General features: G+C 70.8%; 22 protein-coding genes. 12 read left to right on the top strand and 10 right to left on the bottom strand.

The window, feature by feature from the left end; translation table 11 throughout:
- Positions 1–59 precede the first annotated feature (59 nt).
- Together ACP56T_RS05460 and ACP56T_RS05465 are read right to left on the bottom strand one after the other, a co-directional pair.
- Positions 60–2,150, bottom strand: coding sequence for an OmpA family protein (locus tag ACP56T_RS05460; RefSeq protein ID WP_430911106.1), 2,091 nt, complete (start codon positions 2,148–2,150; stop codon positions 60–62).
- A gap of 112 nt (positions 2,151–2,262) precedes the next feature.
- Positions 2,263–3,300 (bottom strand): DUF2865 domain-containing protein, encoded by a 1,038-nt coding sequence (locus ACP56T_RS05465; RefSeq protein ID WP_430911107.1) that lies wholly within the window; start codon positions 3,298–3,300, stop codon positions 2,263–2,265.
- 115 nt (positions 3,301–3,415) lie between these two features.
- Between ACP56T_RS05465 and ACP56T_RS05470 the strand changes: the two genes are divergently transcribed.
- Positions 3,416–3,937, top strand: coding sequence for a CreA family protein (locus ACP56T_RS05470; protein WP_430911108.1), 522 nt, complete (start codon positions 3,416–3,418; stop codon positions 3,935–3,937).
- A 5-nt stretch (positions 3,938–3,942) separates the two neighbouring features.
- On the opposite strand, the gene ACP56T_RS05475 is transcribed toward ACP56T_RS05470, so the two are convergent.
- The 3 genes from ACP56T_RS05475 to ACP56T_RS05485 all read right to left on the bottom strand — a co-directional run bounded on the left by ACP56T_RS05475 (position 3,943) and on the right by ACP56T_RS05485 (position 4,894).
- On the bottom strand, positions 3,943–4,212 hold the full coding sequence (locus ACP56T_RS05475; RefSeq protein WP_430911109.1) for a Txe/YoeB family addiction module toxin: 270 nt from the start codon (positions 4,210–4,212) through the stop codon (positions 3,943–3,945).
- A complete protein-coding gene (locus ACP56T_RS05480; protein WP_430911110.1) occupies positions 4,209–4,463 on the bottom strand; it encodes a type II toxin-antitoxin system Phd/YefM family antitoxin in 255 nt (84 codons plus the stop codon). Before ACP56T_RS05480 ends, ACP56T_RS05475 begins: the two co-directional genes overlap by 4 nt.
- Positions 4,464–4,555: 92 nt before the next feature.
- Positions 4,556–4,894, bottom strand: a complete 339-nt coding sequence (locus tag ACP56T_RS05485; protein ID WP_430911111.1) for a hypothetical protein — start codon at positions 4,892–4,894, stop codon at positions 4,556–4,558.
- Positions 4,895–5,116: 222 nt separating this feature from the next.
- On the opposite strand from ACP56T_RS05485, the gene cysS reads away from it, so the two are divergent.
- Complete coding sequence (gene cysS, locus ACP56T_RS05490; RefSeq protein WP_430911112.1) at positions 5,117–6,499, top strand: cysteine--tRNA ligase; 1,383 nt, start codon at positions 5,117–5,119, stop codon at positions 6,497–6,499.
- Complete coding sequence (locus ACP56T_RS05495) at positions 6,496–7,104, top strand: hypothetical protein (RefSeq protein ID WP_430911113.1); 609 nt, start codon at positions 6,496–6,498, stop codon at positions 7,102–7,104. The genes cysS and ACP56T_RS05495 overlap by 4 nt, the downstream gene beginning before the upstream one ends.
- Before the next feature lie 4 nt (positions 7,105–7,108).
- Here ACP56T_RS05495 and ACP56T_RS05500 read toward each other — a convergent pair whose 3' ends face one another.
- On the bottom strand, positions 7,109–7,711 hold the full coding sequence (locus ACP56T_RS05500) for an LOG family protein (protein WP_430911114.1): 603 nt from the start codon (positions 7,709–7,711) through the stop codon (positions 7,109–7,111).
- A 275-nt stretch (positions 7,712–7,986) separates the two neighbouring features.
- Between ACP56T_RS05500 and ACP56T_RS05505 the strand changes: the two genes are divergently transcribed.
- The 7 genes from ACP56T_RS05505 to mscL all read left to right on the top strand — a co-directional run bounded on the left by ACP56T_RS05505 (position 7,987) and on the right by mscL (position 14,915).
- Complete coding sequence (locus tag ACP56T_RS05505) at positions 7,987–9,480, top strand: LysM peptidoglycan-binding domain-containing protein (protein ID WP_430911115.1); 1,494 nt, start codon at positions 7,987–7,989, stop codon at positions 9,478–9,480.
- Positions 9,481–9,586: 106 nt separating this feature from the next.
- Positions 9,587–11,521 (top strand): ABCB family ABC transporter ATP-binding protein/permease, encoded by a 1,935-nt coding sequence (locus tag ACP56T_RS05510; RefSeq protein WP_430911116.1) that lies wholly within the window; start codon positions 9,587–9,589, stop codon positions 11,519–11,521.
- Positions 11,522–11,697: 176 nt separating this feature from the next.
- Positions 11,698–12,036: a hypothetical protein gene (locus ACP56T_RS05515; RefSeq protein WP_430911117.1), complete on the top strand. Its 339-nt coding sequence runs from the start codon at positions 11,698–11,700 to the stop codon at positions 12,034–12,036.
- Positions 12,023–12,655, top strand: coding sequence for a hypothetical protein (locus ACP56T_RS05520; protein ID WP_430911118.1), 633 nt, complete (start codon positions 12,023–12,025; stop codon positions 12,653–12,655). The genes ACP56T_RS05515 and ACP56T_RS05520 overlap by 14 nt, the downstream gene beginning before the upstream one ends.
- A gap of 156 nt (positions 12,656–12,811) precedes the next feature.
- Positions 12,812–13,522 carry a phosphatidylserine decarboxylase gene (locus tag ACP56T_RS05525; protein ID WP_430911119.1) on the top strand — a complete coding sequence of 237 codons (711 nt, stop codon included), beginning with the start codon at positions 12,812–12,814 and terminating at the stop codon, positions 13,520–13,522.
- Between the two features lie 13 nt (positions 13,523–13,535).
- A complete protein-coding gene (locus tag ACP56T_RS05530; RefSeq protein WP_430911120.1) occupies positions 13,536–14,372 on the top strand; it encodes a CDP-alcohol phosphatidyltransferase family protein in 837 nt (278 codons plus the stop codon).
- A 114-nt stretch (positions 14,373–14,486) separates the two neighbouring features.
- On the top strand, positions 14,487–14,915 hold the full coding sequence (mscL, locus tag ACP56T_RS05535; RefSeq protein WP_430911121.1) for a large conductance mechanosensitive channel protein MscL: 429 nt from the start codon (positions 14,487–14,489) through the stop codon (positions 14,913–14,915).
- 21 nt (positions 14,916–14,936) lie between these two features.
- On the opposite strand, the gene ACP56T_RS05540 is transcribed toward mscL, so the two are convergent.
- From ACP56T_RS05540 to ACP56T_RS05555, 4 genes are all read right to left on the bottom strand, one after another.
- Positions 14,937–15,221, bottom strand: coding sequence for a hypothetical protein (locus ACP56T_RS05540; RefSeq protein WP_430911122.1), 285 nt, complete (start codon positions 15,219–15,221; stop codon positions 14,937–14,939).
- 171 nt (positions 15,222–15,392) lie between these two features.
- Complete coding sequence (locus ACP56T_RS05545; protein WP_430911123.1) at positions 15,393–15,806, bottom strand: DUF1236 domain-containing protein; 414 nt, start codon at positions 15,804–15,806, stop codon at positions 15,393–15,395.
- A gap of 218 nt (positions 15,807–16,024) precedes the next feature.
- A complete protein-coding gene (locus ACP56T_RS05550; protein ID WP_430911124.1) occupies positions 16,025–16,756 on the bottom strand; it encodes a sigma-70 family RNA polymerase sigma factor in 732 nt (243 codons plus the stop codon).
- A 180-nt stretch (positions 16,757–16,936) separates the two neighbouring features.
- Complete coding sequence (locus ACP56T_RS05555) at positions 16,937–17,755, bottom strand: class II glutamine amidotransferase (RefSeq protein WP_430911125.1); 819 nt, start codon at positions 17,753–17,755, stop codon at positions 16,937–16,939.
- Positions 17,756–17,957: 202 nt separating this feature from the next.
- On the opposite strand from ACP56T_RS05555, the gene ACP56T_RS05560 reads away from it, so the two are divergent.
- Both ACP56T_RS05560 and ACP56T_RS05565 read left to right on the top strand, forming a co-directional pair.
- Positions 17,958–20,525, top strand: a complete 2,568-nt coding sequence (locus ACP56T_RS05560; protein ID WP_430911126.1) for an ABC transporter ATP-binding protein — start codon at positions 17,958–17,960, stop codon at positions 20,523–20,525.
- A 126-nt stretch (positions 20,526–20,651) separates the two neighbouring features.
- A complete protein-coding gene (locus ACP56T_RS05565) occupies positions 20,652–21,836 on the top strand; it encodes a L,D-transpeptidase family protein (protein ID WP_430911127.1) in 1,185 nt (394 codons plus the stop codon).
- Positions 21,837–21,886 lie beyond the last annotated feature (50 nt).

Consider the following 21,886-nt stretch of genomic DNA (forward strand, 5'->3'; position numbering starts at 1 on the left):
ACATTCTCGGGCCGGCGGCCGGTGACAACCGCCCGCCGGTCCGACCCGTCGCCCGCTCCCTATCGCGGCGGCGCGGCCTGCGCCTGGCCCTGCTGGATCAGCGGCGTGATCCGGCGGACGGTGACGCGGCGGTTCTCGCGGGACGCGGCTTGCGTGTTCACCTTCAGGTACTGCTCGCCGTAGCCCTGCGTCGTCAGGTTCTCCGGCGGCACCTGGAATTGCTGGGTGAGCACGGTGGCCACCGACTGCGCCCGGCGGTCCGACAGGGACAGGTTGTCGACGTCCGAGCCCACGGCGTCGGTATAGCCCTCGATCAGGAAGACCTCCTGCGGATTGGCGCGCACGGCCTGGTTGATCGCCGCCGCGATGGTCGAGAGCCGCTGCGCCTGATCGGTCGTCACCGTGAAGGAGCCCGAGTCGAAATTGATCGTGTCGATATCGACGCTGCGCATCCGCGCCCGCAATTGCGGGCTGTAGCGGACCTGATCGAGGGTGTAGCGCCGGTCCACCGCCACCACCGGCGGGGCGGAGAGGGCCTCGTAGACGGAGCGCTCGTCGGCGCCCTCGTAGTTCACCACGTAGCGTTCGCGCGGGATGCGGATGTCGGGCGGCGGCAGGTCGACCACGTCCTCGTAGATCGGCCGGCGCGGGCCGCCATAGCCGTTGTCGATGATCATCACCTCGCGGCCGTCGCGGAAGCGGCGGTAGCGGCGCAGCATGCGCCCGTCGTCGTCCACCACGGTGACGATCTGCTCGCCGCCGGGGCGGTCGAGATAGGTGTAGGTGTCGCTGCCGCGCCGCTCGCTGCGGAAGGCGCGCCTGTCGATATCGCGAAAACGCTCGTTCTCGTCGTGGCGGATGAAGTAGCCGTCGCGGTCGCGCACGATGATGCGGCCGGGCTCGCGGATATAGGTGCGGCCGTCCTCGTTGAACTCGCGGCGGTCGCGCTGGATGCGGGAATAGTCGCGCACGTCCTCGTCGTCGTCACGGAAGCCGCCGGGGACGTAGCCCGGCCGCCCCGGCCGGTTGAAGCCGCCGTCGCGGTCGTCGACCCGGCCCGTGGGATAGGCGCCGGGCGGGCCCGGCGGATAGCCCGGCTGCGCGCCGGGACGGCCGGGGCCGCCGGGTCCGCCGTTCGGAGGATAGGCGCCGGGCACCTGCCCGTTCGGACCGACGACGCCCGCCGGTCCGGTGGTGACGCCGGGCTGCTCGCCGACAGGACGGCCGGGCACGCCGGGCTGCATGTTGGGGGGCGTTCCCTTGGGAGGCGGGGCGCCGGCGTTCGGATCCTGCTTGACCACGCCGGGAGGCGCCTGGACGGGCGTGCCGGGAACGCCCGGCGCCGCGTTCGGCGGCGCGCCGCGCTGGCCGGTGCCGCGCTCGCCCGGCGCGGGGGGCGGCGGCGGAGGCACGGCCTTGCCGCCGGGATCCCCGTGCGGGGCTCCCGCGGGCACCTGCCCGTTCGGACCGACCACACCTGCCGGTCCCGTCGTGACGCCGGGCGGCTGGCCGACCGGGCGACTGGGCACGCCCGGCGCGGCGTTGGGGGCGGATTTCTCGCTCGCGGCCGGCGGGGTCGCCGGGCGGGGCTGCTCGGGCGGACGGGCCGGTTCGGGTGCAGCGCGGGGAGCCGGCGCCGGGCGCGGCGGTGCCGTCTCGGCGGGAGCGGGCCGCTCGGGCGCCGGTTGCCGGGCCGCTGGAGGCGCGGGGCGCTCGGCCGGGGGCTCGCGGGTCTGACGCTCGGGTGCCAGCGGTGTCGGGCGCGGCGCCTCCTGCCGGGGGGCCGGCGCGGGTCGTTCCGCCGGGGCGGGCGGCCGCTCGCGCTGGACCGGCGGCGCGGGGCGCTCGGCCGGCTCGCGGGCGGCGGGCGGGGCAGGGCGCGGCTCCGGGCGCGGTTCGGGCCGCTCGCGAGGGGCGGGGGGCGCCGCGCGCTCGGGCGGGGCGGCGCGCTCCGGGCGCGGGCCGCCGCCGGGACCACCATGCGGTCCTTCGCCGCCTCCCCCGCGCGGCTCGCGCTCCATGCCGGGGCCGCCCTGCGCGATCACGATCGCGTCATGAGGCCCGGAACCGAGCGAGAGGGCCGCGCCGGCGCCGAGCACGAGGCTCGGCAGCACGGTGCCGGTGAGGAGGAGCAGGCGGGTCGTCCGCATCAGGTACATCTCGCGTCTCGAGTCCGGGCGAGCCGAACGGCGTCGGGCCGATATGGTTCCCGAAACGCGAGGGTCAAACGCGAGAGGCCGGCGGCGGCCGGATGCCGGGGCGCTATCGGGCGGGCGTCGCCACGATGCCGGGGGCGATGATCCGAACCGCGCCGCGCTCGTGGGCGGCGGTCTGGCCCTCCCCTCCGGCCGCCTTGGCGGGCTCGGCCGGGGCGGGAGCGTCGCCGGCCCTGACGGCGGCGTCGGCGGCCAGCGCGGCGGCGGTCTTGTCGGCGCGGCCGACGAGAGTGAGGCGCACCTTCGGGTTCGGCCGCGACAGCGCCTCCGCCTGCATGGGCGTGACGAAGATGTCGCCCTTGTGCCGCACCAGCATGCTCTCGGCCTTCACCAGCGACTGCGCCCAGCTCTGCCCCTCGCGCTTGCAGGAGCAGTTCGGTACGTAATCCTTCTGGAACTTGAAGGCGTTGGCCAGGGAGACATAGGCGCGGCTGCCCTTCACGGTGGCGGCCGATTTCAGGGCGTTGTCGCCGTAGGGCATCGAGTAGGCGGCGGCCTCGGTGCCGGGGCAGAGGGCCTGGCACATCTCGTCGGCGCCGGAGCGGCCCTCGGGCAGGTTCTTCATCGGGAAGAAGGCGCCGTCGCAGGTGCGCACGCAGATCACCTGGGCGCCGCCGCTGGCATAGGTCTCGCCGTTATGCACGCTCACGCCCTCCGGGACGCCGGAGCAGGCCCCGGCGATCTGCCCCTGGAGCTGGCGGCGGCGCGCGGCGGACACCTCCGTGCTGCCGCTGCCGTAGCCGGCGTTGAGCGCGCGGATGCGCTGCTCGACGGCGCCGCATTGCGGGGGCCGCGTGTCGAAGAACAGGAACTTGCCGCCCTCGCAGTTGAGGGTGCGGTAATAGGCTTCGAGCCGGCCGATCTCGCTTTGCAGGGCGCGGGCGGTGCTGGCCTCGTTGTTGATGCTCGCGAGTTCGGCCTTGTAGCGCTGGCAGGCATAGACGTTCGGCGCCTGGGGGGCGGGCGTCGTCTGCGCCGAAGCGGGTGCCGCCGCGATACCGACGAGCGCCATGGCGAACGCGCCCAGAAGGGTCCGCGCGCGGAAGAGGGCTCTGGAAAACGTGACCGTGAGGACGCGATTCATTCGCCGTTGCCAGCCGTGATGTGCATCGGGTGATCCTATCCTGCTTTAACGCTCTCGTGGCGGCGGATCAGCATCCCTACATGCGCTCCGGTTTCGCGAACGGGGGAATGACGGGATGATGTGGCTTCGAGGTCTCAGGCGGCCGGCGGCGATGGCGCTCGCGGCGGCGGCGCTCGTAGGCCCGGCGGCGGCGCAGGAGCCGGACCGGATCTTCGACAAGTCGACGGTCTGGCGTCCGCTGACGCCCAACGACAAGCTCGTCGTCTACGGCATCGACGATCCGGCGGTGGAGGGCGTGGCCTGCTGGTACACGCAGCCCGAGAAAGGCGGCATCAAGGGCACCCTGGGGCTCGCCGAGGACGTCTCCGACATCTCGCTCGCCTGCCGGCAGGTCGGGCCGGTGAAGTTCAAGGATAAATTCAAGCAGGGCGAGGTGGTGTTCAGCGAGCGCCGCTCGCTGATCTTCAAGTCGATGCAGATCGTGCGCGGCTGCGACGTGAAGCGCAATACGCTGATCTACATGGTCTATTCGGACAAGGTCATCCAGGGCTCGCCCAAGAACTCGACCTCGGCCGTGCCGCTGATGCCCTGGGGCACCGAGGCGCCCGGCAAATGCGCCGAGGCGCTGAAGGGCTGAGCGCCTCACGCGTAATGCCAGCGGCATTGCGCGATCTCCAACGCCTGTTCGGGGCCGGTGCCGGAGACGCGGTAGACCAGCCGATGCTCTCCGGTGATCCGGCGCGACCACCAGCCCCTCAGGTTTCCTCTCAGCGGTTCGGGCTTGCCGAGTCCGGCGAAGGGCGTGCGCCGGGCTTCCTTGATCAGCGCGTTCACCCGGTCGAGGATGGCGGGATCGGCGGCCTGCCAGTGCAGATAGTCCTCCCAGGCCGCGTCGGACCAGACCAGCTTCACCGCTCGATCAGGTCGCGTTCGCTGCCGCGTCCGGCGTCCAACTGGGCGACGGCCTCGCTCAGCCTGCGGGCATTGGCCGGGGTGCCGAGAAGATGCAGCGTCTCGCGGATATGCTCGAGTTCCGCGAGCGGCAGGATCACCATGTCCTCATGGTTCTGCCGCGTCACGACGAGTTCGGCCCGGTCGCTCTCGACCCGGTCGAGATAGCTCGCCAGATTGCGCCGGAGTTCGCTGAGGCCGACCTGCGTCACCGCACCCTCGTCGTGTACGTGGATCTGTACATAGAGGGTGCGGGATGGCGCCGCAACGTCCGGCTCACGGCACCCGCTGCGGCCGGAAAAAATCAATCCTGGCAGGTGATCTTCAGCGGCTTCTCGCTCGGCGGGGCGCTGACCGGCGGCGGCGTGATGGCGCCGGTATACTCGTCCTGCGCGGCGACGCCGAAGGACTGGGCCGAGGCGAAGCCTTGCGCCTCGCACCAGGCATTGGCGACGACCTGGCCGCATTCGCTGCCGGGGCTCGTCAGGCACTCGCCGACGCCGTAGCCCTCGCTCGCGGGGATCAGGAAGGTCTTCTCGACGGCGGAGCGGCCGGCGGCCGGGGTCCGTCCGTCGGCGGCCGTCGCCGGAGCGGCGAGGGCGGAGATCAGGGCGGCGGCGAGGAGGGCGGCCGAGCGTCGCATGAGGGCGTCCTTGCGCGTGTGCTTCATGTGTTTCGAGGGAAAGTCCGCCGGTTCGGTAAACAAAGGCTTGCGGCGATCGTCGTCGCCGCGCTGCCGTGAGGACGGCGACGTTCTCGAAATGAACGCGGATTTGAGGTAGCGCAGGTCGGAGTCGGGGGCCGTCGCCTTCGGGCAACAGCCCTGCGCGACGCGCCCCGGCGTCAGAGTACGGATAGAGCTTTCATGGCCGCGATGTTGCGCCTCTACAACACGCTGACCCGCGAGAAGGCGCCCTTCGCGCCCATCGACCCGTCGAACGTGCGGGTCTACGCCTGCGGCCCGACGGTCTACGACGCGGCCCATATCGGCAACGCGCGCCCGATCATCGTCTTCGACCTGCTGTTCCGCCTGCTGCGCCACCTCTACGGCGAGGCGCATGTCACCTACGCCCGCAACGTCACGGACGTGGACGACAAGATCAATTTGCGCGCGGCCGAGCGCGGCATCACCATCCGCGAGCTGACGGATGGGACGCTCAAGAGCTTCCACGAGGACGTGCGGGCGCTCGGCGTGCTGCTGCCCGAGGACGTGAACGTTCCGGGCGAGCGCCCCCGTTTCGTCGAGCCCCGCGCCACCGATCACATCGTGGAGATGGTCGCGCTGATCGAGGGGCTGATCGCGGCCGGCCACGCCTATGTCGCCGAGGGGCATGTGCTCTTCGACGTGCCCTCGATGCCCGATTACGGCGCGCTCTCGAAGCGGCCGCTCGACGAGATGGAGGCGGGCGCCCGCGTCGAGGTCGCGCCCTACAAGCGCTCGGCCCTCGATTTCGTGCTGTGGAAGCCCTCGAAGCCCGGCGAGCCGTCATGGCCCTCGCCGGCGGGCATCGCCGAGCCGGGGCGGCCGGGCTGGCACATCGAGTGCTCCGCGATGTCGTGGAAGCATCTCGGCCAGACCTTCGACATCCATGCCGGCGGCATCGACCTGATCTTCCCCCACCACGAGAACGAGGTGGCGCAGTCGCGCTGCTGCTTCGGCACGGACGTGATGGCCAATGTCTGGCTCCACAACGGCTTCCTCCAGGTGGAGGGGGAGAAGATGTCGAAGTCGCTCGGCAACTTCGTCACCATCCGCGAGGTGCTGAAGGACTGGCCCGGCGAGGTCGTGCGGCTCGCGATGCTGAAGACGCATTACCGCCAGCCGATCGACTGGACGCTGCGGGGGCTGGAGGAATCCGGCCGTATGCTGGAACGCTGGTACGAGATCGTCGGCGACGAGGCGGCCGCGCCCGAGGCGGGTGCCGCGCTGGTGGAGCCGCTGCTCGACGACCTCAACACGCCGGCTGCGCTGGCCGAGCTGCACCGCCTCGACGCCCCCGCCGACCTGAAGGCCGGCGCGAACCTGATGGGGCTGCTGCTGCCCACGCGGTCGTCCCGCGCCGCCGCGCGGGTCGCCGCGTCGGGGGTGGACGTGGCTCGGGTCGAGGCGCTGATCGAGCAGCGCCGGGTCGCCCGCGCCGCCAAGGACTGGCCGGCCTCCGACCATGTCCGCGATGCGCTCGCCGCCCTCGGGGTCACGGTGAAGGACAACAAGGACGGCACCACCACTTGGACGGTGGCGAAATGATCGCGCCCGCCGACCGCCAGCCCATCGTCGTGGCCGATGCCGGGCCGCTGATCCGGCTGGCGGCGGCGGGGTTGCTCGATACCCTGCGTGGGTTCAACCGGCGCATCGTGCTGGTGGACCGGGTCGAGGACGAGGTTGTGGGCGACCTGACGAAGCCCTTCGCCGCCGAGATCGCGGCGTGGATCGAGGGGCTCGGCGAGGCGGCGCTCAAGGTCGAGACCGTGGTCGGCATCGGCGTCCAGGCGCTCCGCGCGCGAGAGCGGACACCGCGTGAGGACGCCTTGCTGAAATCGGCCCTGCGCGATTCCGGCGAGCAGGCGCTGCGCGAGTTCGTCGGGCACTGGCAGCCGGCCGAATCCGGTTCGGCCGTGGTGCTCTACGAGGACCGCAAGGTCGCGACCCTCTTTCTCGACGTGGACTTCCCCGTGACCCTGATGACGACCCGCGCCTTCGTCGCGACGGTGGCCCGTTGGGGCGTCAACGCCGACGCCGTGGCGGCGCTGGAATCTGTTTCCGAGCGCTACGACCTCAAGCCGGCCCTGATCGGCGAGATCGATCCGTCGGTCCCCGTTGATCTGCGCACGCTGCCGCAGCCGATGGCGTGACGCGTCACAGCCGCCCGGCGACGAAGGCGTCCGCCTCGGGTGAGGTTTTCGCGCCGGCGACGGCCTCGCGCAGCATCGGGATCACGTCGGCGACGTTCTCGGCCACGAGGTAGTTGAGCTCCAGCCCGGCGCGGATGAAGCCGTGGCCGAGCATGTGGTCGATCAGCGTCAGCAGCGGCGTCCAGAAGCCGTTGGTGGAGACGAGCAGAATCGGCTTGGCGTGCCGGCCGAGCTGCGCCCAGGTCATCTGCTCGACCAGCTCCTCCAGGGTGCCGATGCCGCCGGGCAGGGCGATGAAGGCGTCGGAGCGCTCGAACATCAGGCGCTTGCGGGTGTGCATGTCGCCGACGACGATGGTTTCCTGGATCGAGTCGAGCATCCGCTCGCGCGATTTCAGGAAGTCGGGGATGATGCCGGTGACGTGGCCGCCGCCGTCGATCACCGCCTGGGCCACGGTGCCCATCAGCCCGACATTGCCGCCGCCGTAGACGAGCCCGATCCCCGCCTCGGCCAGGGCCGCGCCGAGGTCCCGCGCCGCGCGCGTGAAGGCGGGATCCTTGCCGAAGCCGGAGCCGCAATAGACACAGACCGTTCTCACCGGCGCCATCCGGCCTCCTCCGAGCGAAGCAGCAACCATCATACCAAGCCCGCGCGGCGATGGGGCGCCGATCCCGCGAGCCTCCACCATCCGCCACCGGCCTCCACGGGGCCCTGCCCGGAAGACCTGTGCCAAACTGCTGAATTCACGCGGCATTCGGCTGCGCCGGCCGGCGCGCGGCTTGGTGCCTGGGCCCTATACGGTAATATGCGCGGAACAGTCGACGGATTTAGGGCGGCCTGCGACGCGGGCCGCCGGGATGGATGCGAGGGTATGGGCAGGCGATGACGGCTGAGTTACGGCGCAATCTCGTCCTCGCCCTCGTCGGTCTCGCCGGCGGGTTCGCCCTGATCGTCGCCCTGTTCGGCAGCGCCGAGCTGCTGAAGCGCCCCTTCGCCCCGGCGGGACAGGAGACGGCCAAGCCGTCCACCGAGTTGGATAGGCCCGGCGGAAGCCGCGCGGATACCGCGCTGGGGAGCGCGGCGAAGCAGGAGAATGCCGGTTCGGCCTCCGCCGGCAAGCCGGGCGACACCACGTCGACCGAGAGCAAGCCGGACGCGTCGAAGCCGGAGGCCGTCGACGCGAAGGCGCCGAGCTTCGATCTGGTGCGTGTCGAGCCCACGGGCGAGACGGTGGTGGCCGGGCGCGGGCTGCCCAACACCGCCGTGGAGATGCTGGTGAACGGCAAGCCGGTGGCCAGGGCGCTGGCCGACCCCAACGGCCAGTTCGCGCTGGTTCCGCCCGCGCTCGGCCCCGGCAACAGCGAGATCGTGCTGCGCCTCACCGACGAGCGGGGCCGCGAGACGCGCTCCCCGCAATCGGTCGCGGTGGTGGTCTCGCCCGACCGCAAGACGCGCCCCCTCGTGGCGCTGAGCTCGCCCGACAGCCCGACCGTGGTGCTGTCTCAGCCGGAGGTGGCCACGGGAGCGCCGACGGTTCCCGGCGCGTCCTCCGAAGCGAGGGCCGCGCAGACGGCCGGGAAGGCCCCCGCCGGGGCGGACAAGGCCGCATCGGCCCAGGCTGCGAAGGATGCCGGCGGCAAGACTCCGGCGGCGGGTGCCGACGCCGCCGCGAAGAAGGCGCCGCCCCTCAAGATCGTCAGCGTGGACGCGCAGGAGGGCGGCCGGCTCTACGTCACCGGGCAGGCGGCGCCCGGCGCGACGGTGCGGCTCTACCTGAACGACACCCTGGTGGCGCCCGCGAGCGTCGGGCCGGACGGGAAGGTGGTGTTCACCATCGGCAAGGGCGTGGCGGCCGGCGACTACCGGGTCCGGGTCGATCAGGTCGATCCGGTCACGGGCGCGGTCAGGACGCGCGCCGAGGTGCCCTTCGTCTTTCCCGAGAGCGCGGCCCGCACCGCCGCGCGCGAGCCGGCCGGGGAGGGCGTCCGCGCCGGAGCGGGCAAGGCGGTCGCGGCCGTGCCGCCCCCCGGCGTCAGGCCGGAGCACGCCGCTCCGTCTCCGGGCGCTTCCGGGCAGGCGGCCGCTCCGGCGGCTCCCGGCAAGCCCGCTCCGAAGGCGGCCGATGCCCTCGCCGTCGCCTCCGGCGCCGCCGAGACGCCGGCCGCGAATGCCGGGGGCGCCTTCGTCGCCGAGATCGCCACCGCCAGGATCACGCGCGGCGACAATCTCTGGCAGATCAGCCGCAGGGTCTATGGCAGCGGCCTGCGCTATACGGTGATCTACGACGCCAACCAGGAGCAGATCCGCGACCCGGACCGGATCTTCCCCGGCCAGATCTTCGTGCTGCCCAAGGACGGAAAGGGCGGGCGCGGCTGAGCCGCGCGGGCTGCGGCGGCCGGGGAGACGGCGGGACGGGTGCGGCGGCGCGCGCGGCGGCCTATATGCAGCGCTCAAGCCCGACATCCCGGATCACCCCCGCGTCATGACATCCACCCCCGCGCCCGCGCCGGAGGGCGAGGCCGCCCCGCCCGAGCGTCCCGGCCTCGCCGCGACCTATCGCCGGCTCTGGCCCTATCTCTGGCCCCACGGCCGTCCCGACCTCCAGCGGCGCGTCTACCTGGCGTTCGGGCTGCTGCTCGTCGCCAAGCTCGCGACGATGGTGACGCCCTTCACCTTCAAATGGGCCACCGACGCCCTCGTCGCCGCCACCGGCAACAAGGACGGCGCGCCGCTTCCCACGGGGCTGTTCGCCGCGCCGATGCTGCTGATCGGCCTCTACGGGCTGTCGCGGGTGGCGATGGCGGCCCTGACGCAGGTGCGCGACGGGCTCTTCGCCAAGGTGGCGATGCATGCCGTGCGGCAGCTCGCGCTCCAGACCTTCGCGCATATGCACCGGCTGTCGCTGCGCTTCCATCTGGAGCGCAAGACCGGCGGCCTCACCCGCGTGCTGGAGCGCGGCCGGGGCGGCATCGAGGAATTGTCGCGCCTGGTGGTGCTGACGCTGGTGCCGACCATCGTCGAGTTCGTGCTGATCCTCGGGATCCTCGCCTACGAGTTCAACTGGCTCTACTCGGCGGTCGTATTCGTGATGGTGGCCGCCTATCTGGCCTTCACCTGGAAGGCGACGCAATGGCGCATCGAGATCCGGCGCCGGATGAACAACTCCGACACCGACGCCAACACCAAGGCCGTCGACTCGCTGCTGAACTACGAGACCGTGAAGTATTTCGGCGCGGAGCGGCGCGAGACCGAGCGCTACGACGCCTCCATGGCGAAGTACGAGAAGGCCTCGACGCAGACCTACGTCTCCCTCGCGGTGCTCAACGCCGGACAGGCGGTGATCTTCACCATGGGCATGACGGCGGTGATGTGGCTCGCCGCGCGCGACATCTTAGCCGGTCGCACCACGCTCGGCGGATTCGTGCTCGTCAACACGATGCTCGTGCAGCTCTCCATGCCGCTGAACTTCATGGGCATGATCTATCGCGAGATCAAACAGGCGCTCATCGACATCGACGACATGTTCCGCATCCTGCACCGCAATCCCGAGATCGCGGACCGGCCGGACGCGGCCCCCCTCGCGGTCGGGCCGGGGACGGTGCGATTCGAGGACGTGCGCTTCGCCTACAACCCGGACCGGCCGATCCTCAGGGGCGTCTCCTTCGAGGTGCCGTCGGGCCGGACGGTCGCCATCATCGGGCCCTCGGGGGCGGGCAAGTCGACGCTCTCGCGGCTGATCTTCCGCTTCTACGAGCCGCAGGGCGGGCGCATCCTCATCGACGGCCAGGACATCGCCACGGTGACGCAGGACTCCCTGCGCGCGGCCATCGGCATGGTCCCGCAGGACACGGTGCTGTTCAACGATACCATCGGCTACAACATCCGCTACGGGCGTTGGGAGGCGAGCGAGGCGGAGATGCGCGAGGCCGCCCGCCTCGCCCGGATCGACCGCTTCATCGAGAGCCTGCCGGAGGGCTACGAGACGCCGGTGGGCGAGCGCGGGCTGAAGCTGTCCGGCGGCGAGAAGCAGCGCGTCGCCATCGCCCGCACGATCCTGAAGGGACCGCCGATCCTCGTCCTCGACGAGGCGACCTCGGCCCTCGATTCCTTCACCGAGCGCGAGATCCAGGACGCGCTCGACCGCGTCGCCCGAGGGCGCACCACGCTGGTCATCGCCCACCGGCTCTCGACGGTGGTCGATGCCGACGAGATCCTCGTCCTCGACCAGGGCGTCGTGGTGGAGCGCGGCGACCACCCGAGCCTGCTCCTGAAGGGCGGGGTCTATGCCGCCATGTGGAACCGCCAGCGCGAGGCGGCGGAGGCCGAGGAGGCGCTCCAGCGGGCGGAGGCGCCGGATTCGGGATCGTCGGTGCCGGTCGGGCATGAGCGCATGCCCGAGACCATGCCGGCGGAGTAGGTTGGCCTTAAAGGCGGCAGAGTGACAGCGGATTTGCTTTTGTCCCAAGGGAGCGACGAGTTGAGTGAAAACGCCACCAAGGCGCGCCGGAGGTAAAATCTTGACCTTTGATCAACATTTTTGTTGATTCGAGCCCAGCCGTCTTGTATCATGCCGGTGTCACAAGGAGGGCGGAGATGGTGGCGAAGCGCAGACGCAAGCCCAGTATCGAGACCGTATGGTTGCAAGACTACGCGCGGACTTACCTCCCGTGCGAGGCAGCGTTCTCGTATTCGGCAGATGCTTTGCGCCGAGCGCGGGTGAGCTTGATTGACATCAGGCACGCTTTTCGCGTCGGACGCGTGGTCCGGTCGGAAAAACTTGATGAGCCCGGCGCCGAATGGGTCGTTGAGGGTGAGGACTGCGACGGCCGATCGCTCATCATCATCGTATTGGTTGTGACGGAGACGCTGAGCGTGCGAGTGCGAGACGTGAGGCGGATTGAGAAGAAGGATGTAGACAATGACGCAGCATGAACTGGCGACCAGCGTTCGTGTTGTGCCGCAATACAACGTGGACACTCTTGGTGCGCCCTTTAAGGTGACGCTTGCCAGTAGCGCGATCGTGGAAAATGATCCTGTGACAGGTGAAGAAATTGTCACAATTCCCGATGTAGTAGGGCTAATCTGTGCCGTTGTGCGTTGTCGTGTGCTCCATCCAAGAAAGTTCAATGGCGAAGAAATCAGATTTATCAGAAATTCTCTAGGGGTTAAAGCAAGATCGCTTGCAGAATTTCTAGATATGACTCCTGAGCATTTCTCCCGGTGTGAGGCTGGGGCTAGAACCATGTCTGTGCTCAGCGAAAAGCATCTGCGGCTTTTTGCTTTCTTCGCAACCTTTCACAGAGACCCTCAGGAGGTTTTGTCGCGGGTTGAGGAGGTCGCTGAATTGGAGCTGAAAGAACACAAAGCTCAACCGGTGATGGAAAAATTCGTTCACTTATTTTTTTCTATGAAAATTCAAACTATGTTCGATCCAAAAGACGAAATACACTTTAATCTAGTGCGTCGCGCGCGCGATCTCAATGTATATATGCCTAGTCGCGCCACGAGTGATGATTGTGAGTGGAGCCCGGAAACGCCCCTCGCTGCATAGCTGAGTCAGCCCCGCGACCGGATCGGTTCGCGGGGCTTCGCTATGGAAAGCGAACTGACCCATATGCATGGTTGACGCGCCTTTCGGGTACTGCCATCCGCGCGGCAGAAACGGAATTTATCATCCGCTGCCGCCGACCGAAGTAGCCGAGGCTTCATGAACGACCTCTTCGCGACGATCCGCCGGGTGCTCGTGCCGATTCACAAGGAGGGCTATCCCTTCATCCTGGTCGGCATCGTGCTCACCGTGCTCGCGGGCACGTTCTCGCAGTTCTTCGGCTGGATCTTCCTGATCCTGACCCTGTGGGTCTGCTACTTCTTCCGCGATCCCGAGCGGGTGGTGCCGGTGGGCGAGGGCCTCGTGGTCTCCCCGGCCGACGGGCGGGTGAACCTCATCGCCACCGTGCTGCCGCCCCCCGAGCTCGACCTGCCGCAGGAGCCCATGACCCGGATCTCGGTGTTCATGAACGTGTTCGACTGCCACGTGAACCGCATGCCGGTGGCCGGCCGCATCGCTCAGATCCACTACACGCCGGGCCTGTTCCTCAACGCCGAGCTCGACAAGGCGAGCGAGGACAACGAGCGCAACGGCCTCGTGGTCGAGAGCCCGCAGGGCGGTGCCATCGTGCGCGTCGGCGTGGTGCAGATCGCCGGCCTTGTGGCGCGCCGCATCGTCGGGTTCGTCGGGGCGGGCAACACCCTGGCGGCGGGCGAGCGCTTCGGCCTGATCCGCTTCGGCTCGCGGGTGGATGTCTACCTGCCGGCCGGCACCCGCGTGCTCGTGGGGCTCGGCCAGAAGGCGGTGGCCGGCGAGACGGTGCTCGCGGACCTCGCGCCCGGCCCCGAGCGCCTCTTCCGCAGCATCTGACGCGAGGTCCGCCATGGACGACCTCTTCCCGCCCTTCGAGCCCGATCCGAACGAGCCGAAGCCGCGCCGCTTCAAGCCGGTGCCGTTCCGGATGATCGCGCCCAACATGATCACCCTGATGGCGCTCTGCCTCGGGCTGACCGCGATCCGCCTCGCCTTCGAGGGCAAGTTCGAGCCGGCCGCCATCGCCATCATCGTGGCGGCGGTGCTCGACGGGGTCGACGGGCGCGTGGCCCGCCTGCTCAAGGGCACCTCCCGCTTCGGGGCGGAGCTCGATTCGCTGGCCGACTTCGTCAATTTCGGCTGCGCCCCGGCGCTGATCCTCTACGGCTTCGCGCTCTTCCACCTGCGCTCGGTGGGCTGGATCGTGGCGCTGATCTTCGCCATCGCCATGGCGCTGCGGCTCGCCCGCTTCAACGCCATGCTCGACGATCCCGACCGGCCGGAATGGAAGAAGGACTATTTCGTCGGCATGCCGGCCCCGGCGGGCGCGCTGACCGCCATGCTGCCGATCTACCTGCATTTCCTCGGCCTCTCCTTCGAGGGCTGGGCCGCGCCGATCGTGCTGGTCTACGTGCTCGCCATCGCGCTGCTCGTCGTCTCGACGGTGCCGACCTACTCGGGCAAGACCATGGGCAAGCGCGTGCCCCGCGCCTGGGTGCTGCCGATCTTCCTCGCGGGCGTCGCCGTGTTCGGGCTGTTCATCAGCTTCCCGTTCGAGGCGATGGTGGCGGTAAGCACGATCTATCTCGCCTATATCCCGTTTGGCGCGGCGCAGTATCGGCGCCGGGCCCGGCAGGATCTTGCCGCTCCGGTGCCGGCCTCGCCGGCCGCTGACATCCCGTCGTGACCGTCGCCGCGATGGGGCGTGGATAGCCTCCCGCGCAGCTTGCCGGTGAGGGCTCGCCGCTCCTAGTGTCCGCCCGGATCCGAGCCCCGCACGGCTCGATGCGGAGAGACGTCCATGCTCGAGGAATTCAAGAAGTTTGCGTTGCGCGGCAACGTGGTCGATCTCGCGGTCGGCGTCATCATCGGCGCGGCCTTCGGCGCGATCGTGACCTCGGCGGTGCAGGACGTGTTCATGCCGGTCATCGGCGCCGTCACCGGCGGGCTCGACTTCTCGAACTACTATATCGCCCTCTCCTCCGCCGTGCAGAAGGGCGCCGCCTACGCGGACGCCAAGAAGCAGGGCGCCGTGATCGGATACGGCCAGTTCATCACCGTGGCGATCAACTTCGCCATCGTCGCCTTCGTGCTGTTCATGGTCATCCGCGCCATGAACAAGCTCACCGCCAATGAAGAGGAGAAGCCCGAGGCCGTCGCCGAGGTGCCGGCCGACGTGAAGATCCTCGGCGAGATCCGCGACATCCTCGCCGCCAAGCCCCGCGTCTGACCGAACCCCGCGTCCGACCGCTCAAGCGGTCTCGCCGCCGGGCGCCGGCGGCACGCCGAGATCCTCCAGGATGCCGTCGAGGGCCGCCTCGACGGCATCCGTGCCGTGGGCATGGGTCTTGAGGCGCGTCTCCAGCTTCTCGATCTGGGGGCCGAACGGCTCGGGGACCTCGGCGTCGCCGAGGAAGCGGGGCTTGGCCGGCTCCACCGAGTAGACCGCCCGGAGCTGCTGGCCGATATGGTCGCGCACGGGCTCGGGCAGGACGGCCTCGCCGGCGTTCTGGCCGCTGGTGGTTTCGTCGCTCATCGCTGCGGGCTCCGGCTTTGGCGCATCGGGGCGATAACGGCTCACCGGCCGGAGCGTTGCAGGTCCGGCGCGTCTTGCGGGCTCATCCGTGGACTTCCGATCATGAAAAAGGCCCCGGAACGCGGGGTTCCAGGGCCGATGCCGCCTCGTGCCGGAGACGGCGCGGGGAGGTTACTCGATGACCTCGACGATGCGGTGCCCGCGATCGACCAGCACCGGACGGTCGTTGACCACCGTGTAACGGTAGCCGGGCTTCACATGGTAGCCATCCGGCACGTCGTAGTAGGTCACGCCGCTGCCGGGCAGGGTCGAGCCCACGGCGACGCGGCCGTCGTAGTCGTAGGAGCGCACGTTGCGCTCGCGGACGTAGCTGCGGAAGCGGGGACGGTCGTCCACGCCGAGGATGCCGCCGACCGTGCCGGTCGCAGCGCCCACGGCACCGCCGACCACCGCGCCGATCGGGCCGGCCGCGTCGCCGCCGTCGCGGGCGCCCTGCTCGGCGCCGCGGACCAGACCCTGGGCCTGGGCGGCCATCGGAAGCGCGAGGGCGATCGCGGAAGCCGCGAGAAGCGTCTTGATATTCATAGAGGAAATCTCCGTTCGATCGAAACGTCCATCGCTCTGGCAGCAAGATGGAGCTGGGCCGGTAACGCGCGGCCCGTCGAAACGGATGCGTCGAAAAATCACTTTGTTCGATCTGCCTGCGATTGAGGCAGGCGGCGACGGGGTTGTGCTCCGAAGCGGCCCCGGCGCGGTAAAACTAATTTTGGCCTTGGCGCCGAGGCGCCGGGCTCGTCTTATCGTCACGCTTCCTTCGGCATCGCCGACTGGATGAAGCGGTCGGAGCCGAGATCGTCCTCGTCGTAGCCCAGAAGCTCGCCGAGGCGGCTGCGGGCGCGGCTGACGCGGCTCTTCACCGTGCCGACCTTGCAGCCCATGATCGAGGCGGCCTCCTCGTAGGAGACCCCCTCGGCGCCGACGAGCACGAGGGCCTCGCGCTGGTCCGGCGGCAGCTTGGCGAGCGCGCTCTGGAGGTCCTCCACGTCGAGCCTGTCGCCCTGGTGCGGCGCGGTGGCGAGACGGGCGGCGTAGGAGCCGTCCTGGTCCTCGACCTCGCGCACCCGCTTGCGATGGTCCGAGTAGAAGATGTTGCGCAGGATCGTGAACAGCCAGGCGTTGAGGTTGGTGCCGGGCTGGAAGCGGGCGCGGTGCTGCCAGCCCTTCAGCAGGGTGTCCTGCACGAGGTCGTCCGAGCGGGCCGGATTGGAGGTGAGCGAAAGCGCGAAGGCGCGCAGGGACGGCACCGCCGCCAGCAGCCCGTTGCGGAACTCCGGCTCGATGGCCTCTCCGCGCGCCTTCAGGGCGGCTTCCAGCCGGTCGATCAGCTCGGCGAAGCGGCCGGGCATCTCGGTCTGGCCGATCGATTCGTAAGCCGTGCGCAGGTGGTCGCCGAGATGGCTGCGGATGCTCGCCGACAGGTTCGGACGGCCGTCCGCGTTCACGCCCGCGCCGTTGTCTGTCTCGTCGTTTCTCATGGCCTCGTCTGCGTTCGCGGTTCTCGGGAATGAGCGGCGTCCGGCGCCTCGACCCGGCGCGCCGCTCGCGGGAGCGGGGCGGCCGCCGCCTCGCGCGCGAAGCGGTCGAGCCGGGCCTTTGTTCCCGCCTTGTAGCGCATCGGGACGGCGGGCGCACCCTCGGCCGGAGCGGCGGCGGTGTCAGCCGCCGCAGGGCGGGGCGACCAGGCGCGCCCCGTTCTCGCCGGGCACGAGGAGCCGGATGGCGCCGTCGCGCAGGGACAGCATCTGCCCGCGCGGGATCTCGGTCCAGGTCTCGTCGCGGGTGAGCGCCTGGGTCGCCACCACGCTGACCACGTCGCTCTCGGTGGTCTCCTGCGAGAAATCGACCCGCCAGTCCTCGTCGATGAGGGTCGCCGTGCCGAAGGGGGCGCAGCGGGTGAGGTAGCACAGCCGCTTGCCGCAATGGGCGTAGAGGGTGCGGCCGTCGGTGAGCAGCATGTTGAACACGCCGAGCCCGTGCAGCTCCGCCGACAGGTCGGCCACCGCGCGGTCGAGGGCGGACGCCTTCGGCATGTCGCTCCAGCGGGCATGGAGCCGGCCCAGCATCCAGCAGAAGGCATGCTCGCTGTCGGTGGAGCCGATGGGGCGGAAGCCCGCCAGCGGCAGCTTCTTCACGCCCTTGAGCTGGCCGTTATGGGCGAAGGTCCAGCGCCGGCCCCAGAGCTCCCGGCTGAACGGGTGGGTGTTCTCCAGCGAGACCCGGCCGCGATTGGCCTTGCGCACATGGGCGACCACGACGCGGCTCTTGATCGGATAGTTGCGCAAGAGCTTGGCGAGCTCCGAGCGCGCGCTCGGGCTCGGGTCGTGGAAGCTGCGGCAGCCGCGCCCGCCCTCGTAGAAGCTGATGCCCCAGCCATCCGCGTGGGGCCCGGTCTCGCCGCCCCGGCGCGCCAGGGCCGCGAAGGAGAAGCGGATGTCGGTGGGCACGTTGGCGCTCATGCCGAGCAGTTCGCACATGGTCTTGGGATTCGGCGGCCGGGAGCGGGGATCGCGGGAGGGCGGGGCTAGGGTGTAGGTCGGGCGGCGGCGTTCAACAACCGCTCGGCTTGTGCCGCAGGTCACGTCCCGGCGCTTTGCGGCCGGGATGCGATCCTCTAAGCCGCAGGACGATCGCCCCGCGCCGGACGGGCCGGGGCCGAGCGAGGACTGTGGCGAGGCGATGGAGCGCGATCCGATCCTGTTCGCCTGGAGATCGGGCCGCCGCCGGCACGCCGCCGCCGCGGCGCTGGCGCTGGGCATCGGCTGGCCGCTCTGCCTCGTGACGCTGCTCTGCCTGCGCGACCTCGTCGGCGTGCTGATGACGGACGACGCCGCCATCCTGCCCTTCCTGCGGGTGGTGCTGCCGCTGCCGGGCGCCTACCCGGACCTGCTGATCAGCGAGGGCTGGAAGCTGGCCTCCGGCACGCTGGAGCTGTTCGCCTTCGTCGGGCTCGCCCTCGGCGCGCTGGTGATGGCCGGGCTCGGCTGGTTCGTGTCGCGGCTCTGCTTCCGCGCCCAGTCCGACGCCGCCTACCGGATGCGCGAGGCCGTCACCACCGCGATCCTGCGCGCGCCGCCGGGCGCCCGCGACGAGGCGCGCGGCCTCGCCGGGCTCGTCGGCGCCGTGCTGCTGCGCCTCGACGGCATGCTGGCGACGGCGGTGGTCGTGCCCGTCCTGTCGCTCGGCGGAATCGCCCTCGCCCTCGTCACCGCCGCGATGGCGGCGCCCCGGCTGGTGCCGGCCACGGCCGTGGGGCTGCTCGCCGGGGGGCTGGCGCGCCTGCTCGTCCTCAAGCGCAGCGCCGCCCGCGCGGAGCTGCGCCGCCGCGAGAGCGCCGCCGCCGAGCGCCGCCTCACCGACCTCGTGCGGCGGATGCCGGCGGTACGCGCCCACGGGGCCGGGTCCCTGGAGCGGGTCCGGCTGGCGGAGCAGGCGGGCGAATCGAAGGCGCTCCTCGCCCGCGCCGAGGCGCGCCTCGCCTATGCGCGCGCGCCGGCCCTGGCGCTGACCGTGATCCTCCCCGCCCTCGGCCTCGGCGCCGCCCTCTGGCGCGGCGGCCCGGACGAGAGCGTGCCGCAGGCGGTGCCGGTGGAGCCCGGCGCCTTCGTGGCGGCGGTGGCGGCCTTCGCCATCGCCATCGTCCTGATGAGCGCGGCGATGCGGCTGCTCGCCACCCGCGACGAGGTCGCGCCGCTCTTCGCCGACATCGTGCGGACCCTCGACGCGCTGACGCAGAGCCGGGGCCCCGCCCGCTCGCGCCGGGCCATGTTCCCGCGCGGGGGCGCCCTCGTCGCGCGCGGGGTCGGCGCCTACGACCCGGCCTCGGGCGAGCGCCTGACGGGGGTCGACGTGACCTTCGAGATGCCCGGCCACGTCGCCATCACCGGAGGGCGCGGCAGCGGCGCGCGGGTGCTCGCCGCGATCCTCGCCGGCCAGGTCGAGCCGAGCGCCGGGACCGTGACCTACGCGGGCGTCGAGATGAGCGCCTTCGATCCCACCGAGCGGGCGCGCCGCATCGCCTTCGCCTCGGGGGAGGCGATCCTGGTGGAGGGGAGCCTGCGCCAGAACATCCTCTACGGGGCCGATCCCGAGCGGCCGCCGGCCGAGGCCGATCTCGTGGCGATCCTGCGGCTCACCGGGCTCGACGCCTTCGCCTACGCGCGCGGCCTCCTCGGGCGGGTCGACCCCGCCGCCGAGCCGGACCTCGCCCGCGCCCTCGTGGCGGTGCGGCGCAAGGTCCGCGCCGCGCTCGCCGCCGACGATGCCGGGCGCCTCGTCGAGCCCTTCGATCCGGCGCTCTACAACCATCAGGCGACTGTGGGGGAGAACATCCTCTTCGGCGAGGCGATCGGGCCGGCCTTCTCGGAGGCTAACCTCGCCCGCCACCCCTATCTCCGGGCGGTGCTGGAGGCGGAGGACCTGACGCGCCCGCTCATCGAGATCGGGTTGCAGGTGGCGCGCAGCACCGTGGAGATCTTTTCCGATCTCCCCAACGACCATCCGCTCTTCGACGCCTTCTCGCTGTTTCCGGCGAGCGACCGGGGCTATTTCGAGGATCTGATCGGCCGCCAGACCGCCGCGACCGGCTGGCGCCGGGGGCCGGCGGGCCTGCGCGACCGCGAGCGCCTGATCGGGCTGGCGCTGCGCTACAGCGAGACCCGCCACCGTTTCGGCCTCGTCGACACGGCCTTCGAGGAGCGGCTGGTGGAGGCCCGGCACTCCTTCGCGCGGATGCTGCCCCCGCATCTGAAGGGCAAGGTCGCCTTCTACGATCCCGGCCGCATCAACGCCGCCGCGAGCCTCGAGGACAACCTGCTGTTCGGGCGCATCGCCTATGGCGAGGCGGGCGCGGAGGCGCGGGTGCGCGCGCTCGCCCGCCGCATCCTGGTCGAGCAGGGCCTGGAGGGCGCCGTCTACCGGCTCGGCCTCGACAGCCGCGTCGATCCCGGCACCGGCGGCAGCCTCGGAGAGGGCGCCGTGGGCGCCCGCGAGCGCGTCGCCATCGACCTCGCCCGCTGCCTCGTCCGCCGCCCGGACATCGCGGTGGTGGCGATCCTGCTGGACGAGCGCAAGCCCGAGGATTTCCGCGAGCGCCTCGCCAGCCTGCGCGAGGCGCGGGCGGGGCGCGGCCTGATCGTCTGCCTGCCGGACGGCGTCGACCTCGACGATCTGCCCCCCTTCGACGCCCTCGCGGCGGTGGAGCGCAACACCCTGGCCCCGGCCGTGGCGGAGCTCGAACCCGCCTGAGTGTCCGGGAGCCGTCCACAGCCGGCCTCACCGCCGCCCCAATGCCGGGCGAGCGTGGCCGATCGGGCGCGAATCCCGGCGCGGCGCCTTCCTGCCGTCCGGGCGGGCCGCCGGTCCGGAATCCCCATGCCGCCGCCGTCCCTGGGCACGCTCCTGTCGCTCGCGATGCTCGCCCTGCTCGTCGGGCCGCGCGGCGCGTCGGCCCAGAACGCCAAGGCGACGGCGCCGATTCCCGCCGCCACCGTGGCGGCCATGGCGGCCAAGGGCACGACGCCCGCCGCGCCGGTGCTGTTCCGGGCCTACAAGAAGGAAGCCGAGATCGAGGTCTGGAAGAAGGGGCCGGGCGGCCGCTTCGTCTACGTGAAGACCTTCCCGATCTGCCGCTGGTCGGGCCAGCTCGGCCCCAAGCGCAAGACCGGCGACCGCCAGACGCCGGAGGGGTTCTATTCCGTCGCCAGGACGCAGATGAACCCCAACTCGCACTACTACCTGTCCTTCGACGTCGGCTACCCGAACGCCTACGACAAGGCTCATGGCGGCACCGGCTCGGCGGTGATGGTGCACGGCATCTGCTCGTCCATGGGCTGCTTCGCCATGACCGATCAGGTCGTCGGCGAGATCTACGCCATCGCCCGCGAGGCGCTGGCCGGAGGGCAGGCGGCGTTCCAGTTCCAGTCCTACCCGTTCCGCATGAGCGCGGCGAACATGGCGCGCCACCGTACCGACTCGAACATCGCCTTCTGGCGCCAGCTCAAGGAGGGCTCGGACCGCTTCGAGGCGACGGGCGAGGAGCTGGCCGTGCGCGTCGAGGCCGGCCGCTACGCCTTCGCGCCCTCGAAGGATCCGGCCAGGGAGACGGCGGTCGCCACGCGCCGCGCCGCCGAGGAGGCGAAGGTCGCGGCTCTGGTGGAGGACGGCGCTGCGGCGGTGCGCACCACCTATTCCGACGGCGGCCAGCACGCCTTCTGGGCGGCCTTCGCGGCGCGGGGCGGCTCGCTCGGCGAGGTCAGCCGGCCGGAGGCGCTCGCCTATGCCGGGCAGGAGGTCGTGCTGATCCCGGCCCGCAAGCCCGCGCCGCCGGTGCCGGAGGCGGTCTGGGCCGCCTGGATCGGTCCGACTACGCCCTTCGCGGGCGTGCGCATGGCAGGCTTCGTCCCGGTCTACGAGCGTGCGCCGGCGCGCTTCCCGCCGCTGGTGGTGCGCTATGCGGAGACGCTGCCCGCGATGGTGCGGGAGAGCCTCGACGCGACGGCGCCCGGACCGTCCCTCGCCCTCGGATCGTCGCCCCGCGCGCTGGTTGCGCAAAGGTGACGGACTGGGGATCTCCGCCCATAACCGCCCGTGCCGTGTGCGAAGACGCA

Origin of the sequence: Methylobacterium endophyticum (assembly GCF_050591105.1) — a bacterium.
Classification (GTDB): domain Bacteria; phylum Pseudomonadota; class Alphaproteobacteria; order Rhizobiales; family Beijerinckiaceae; genus Methylobacterium.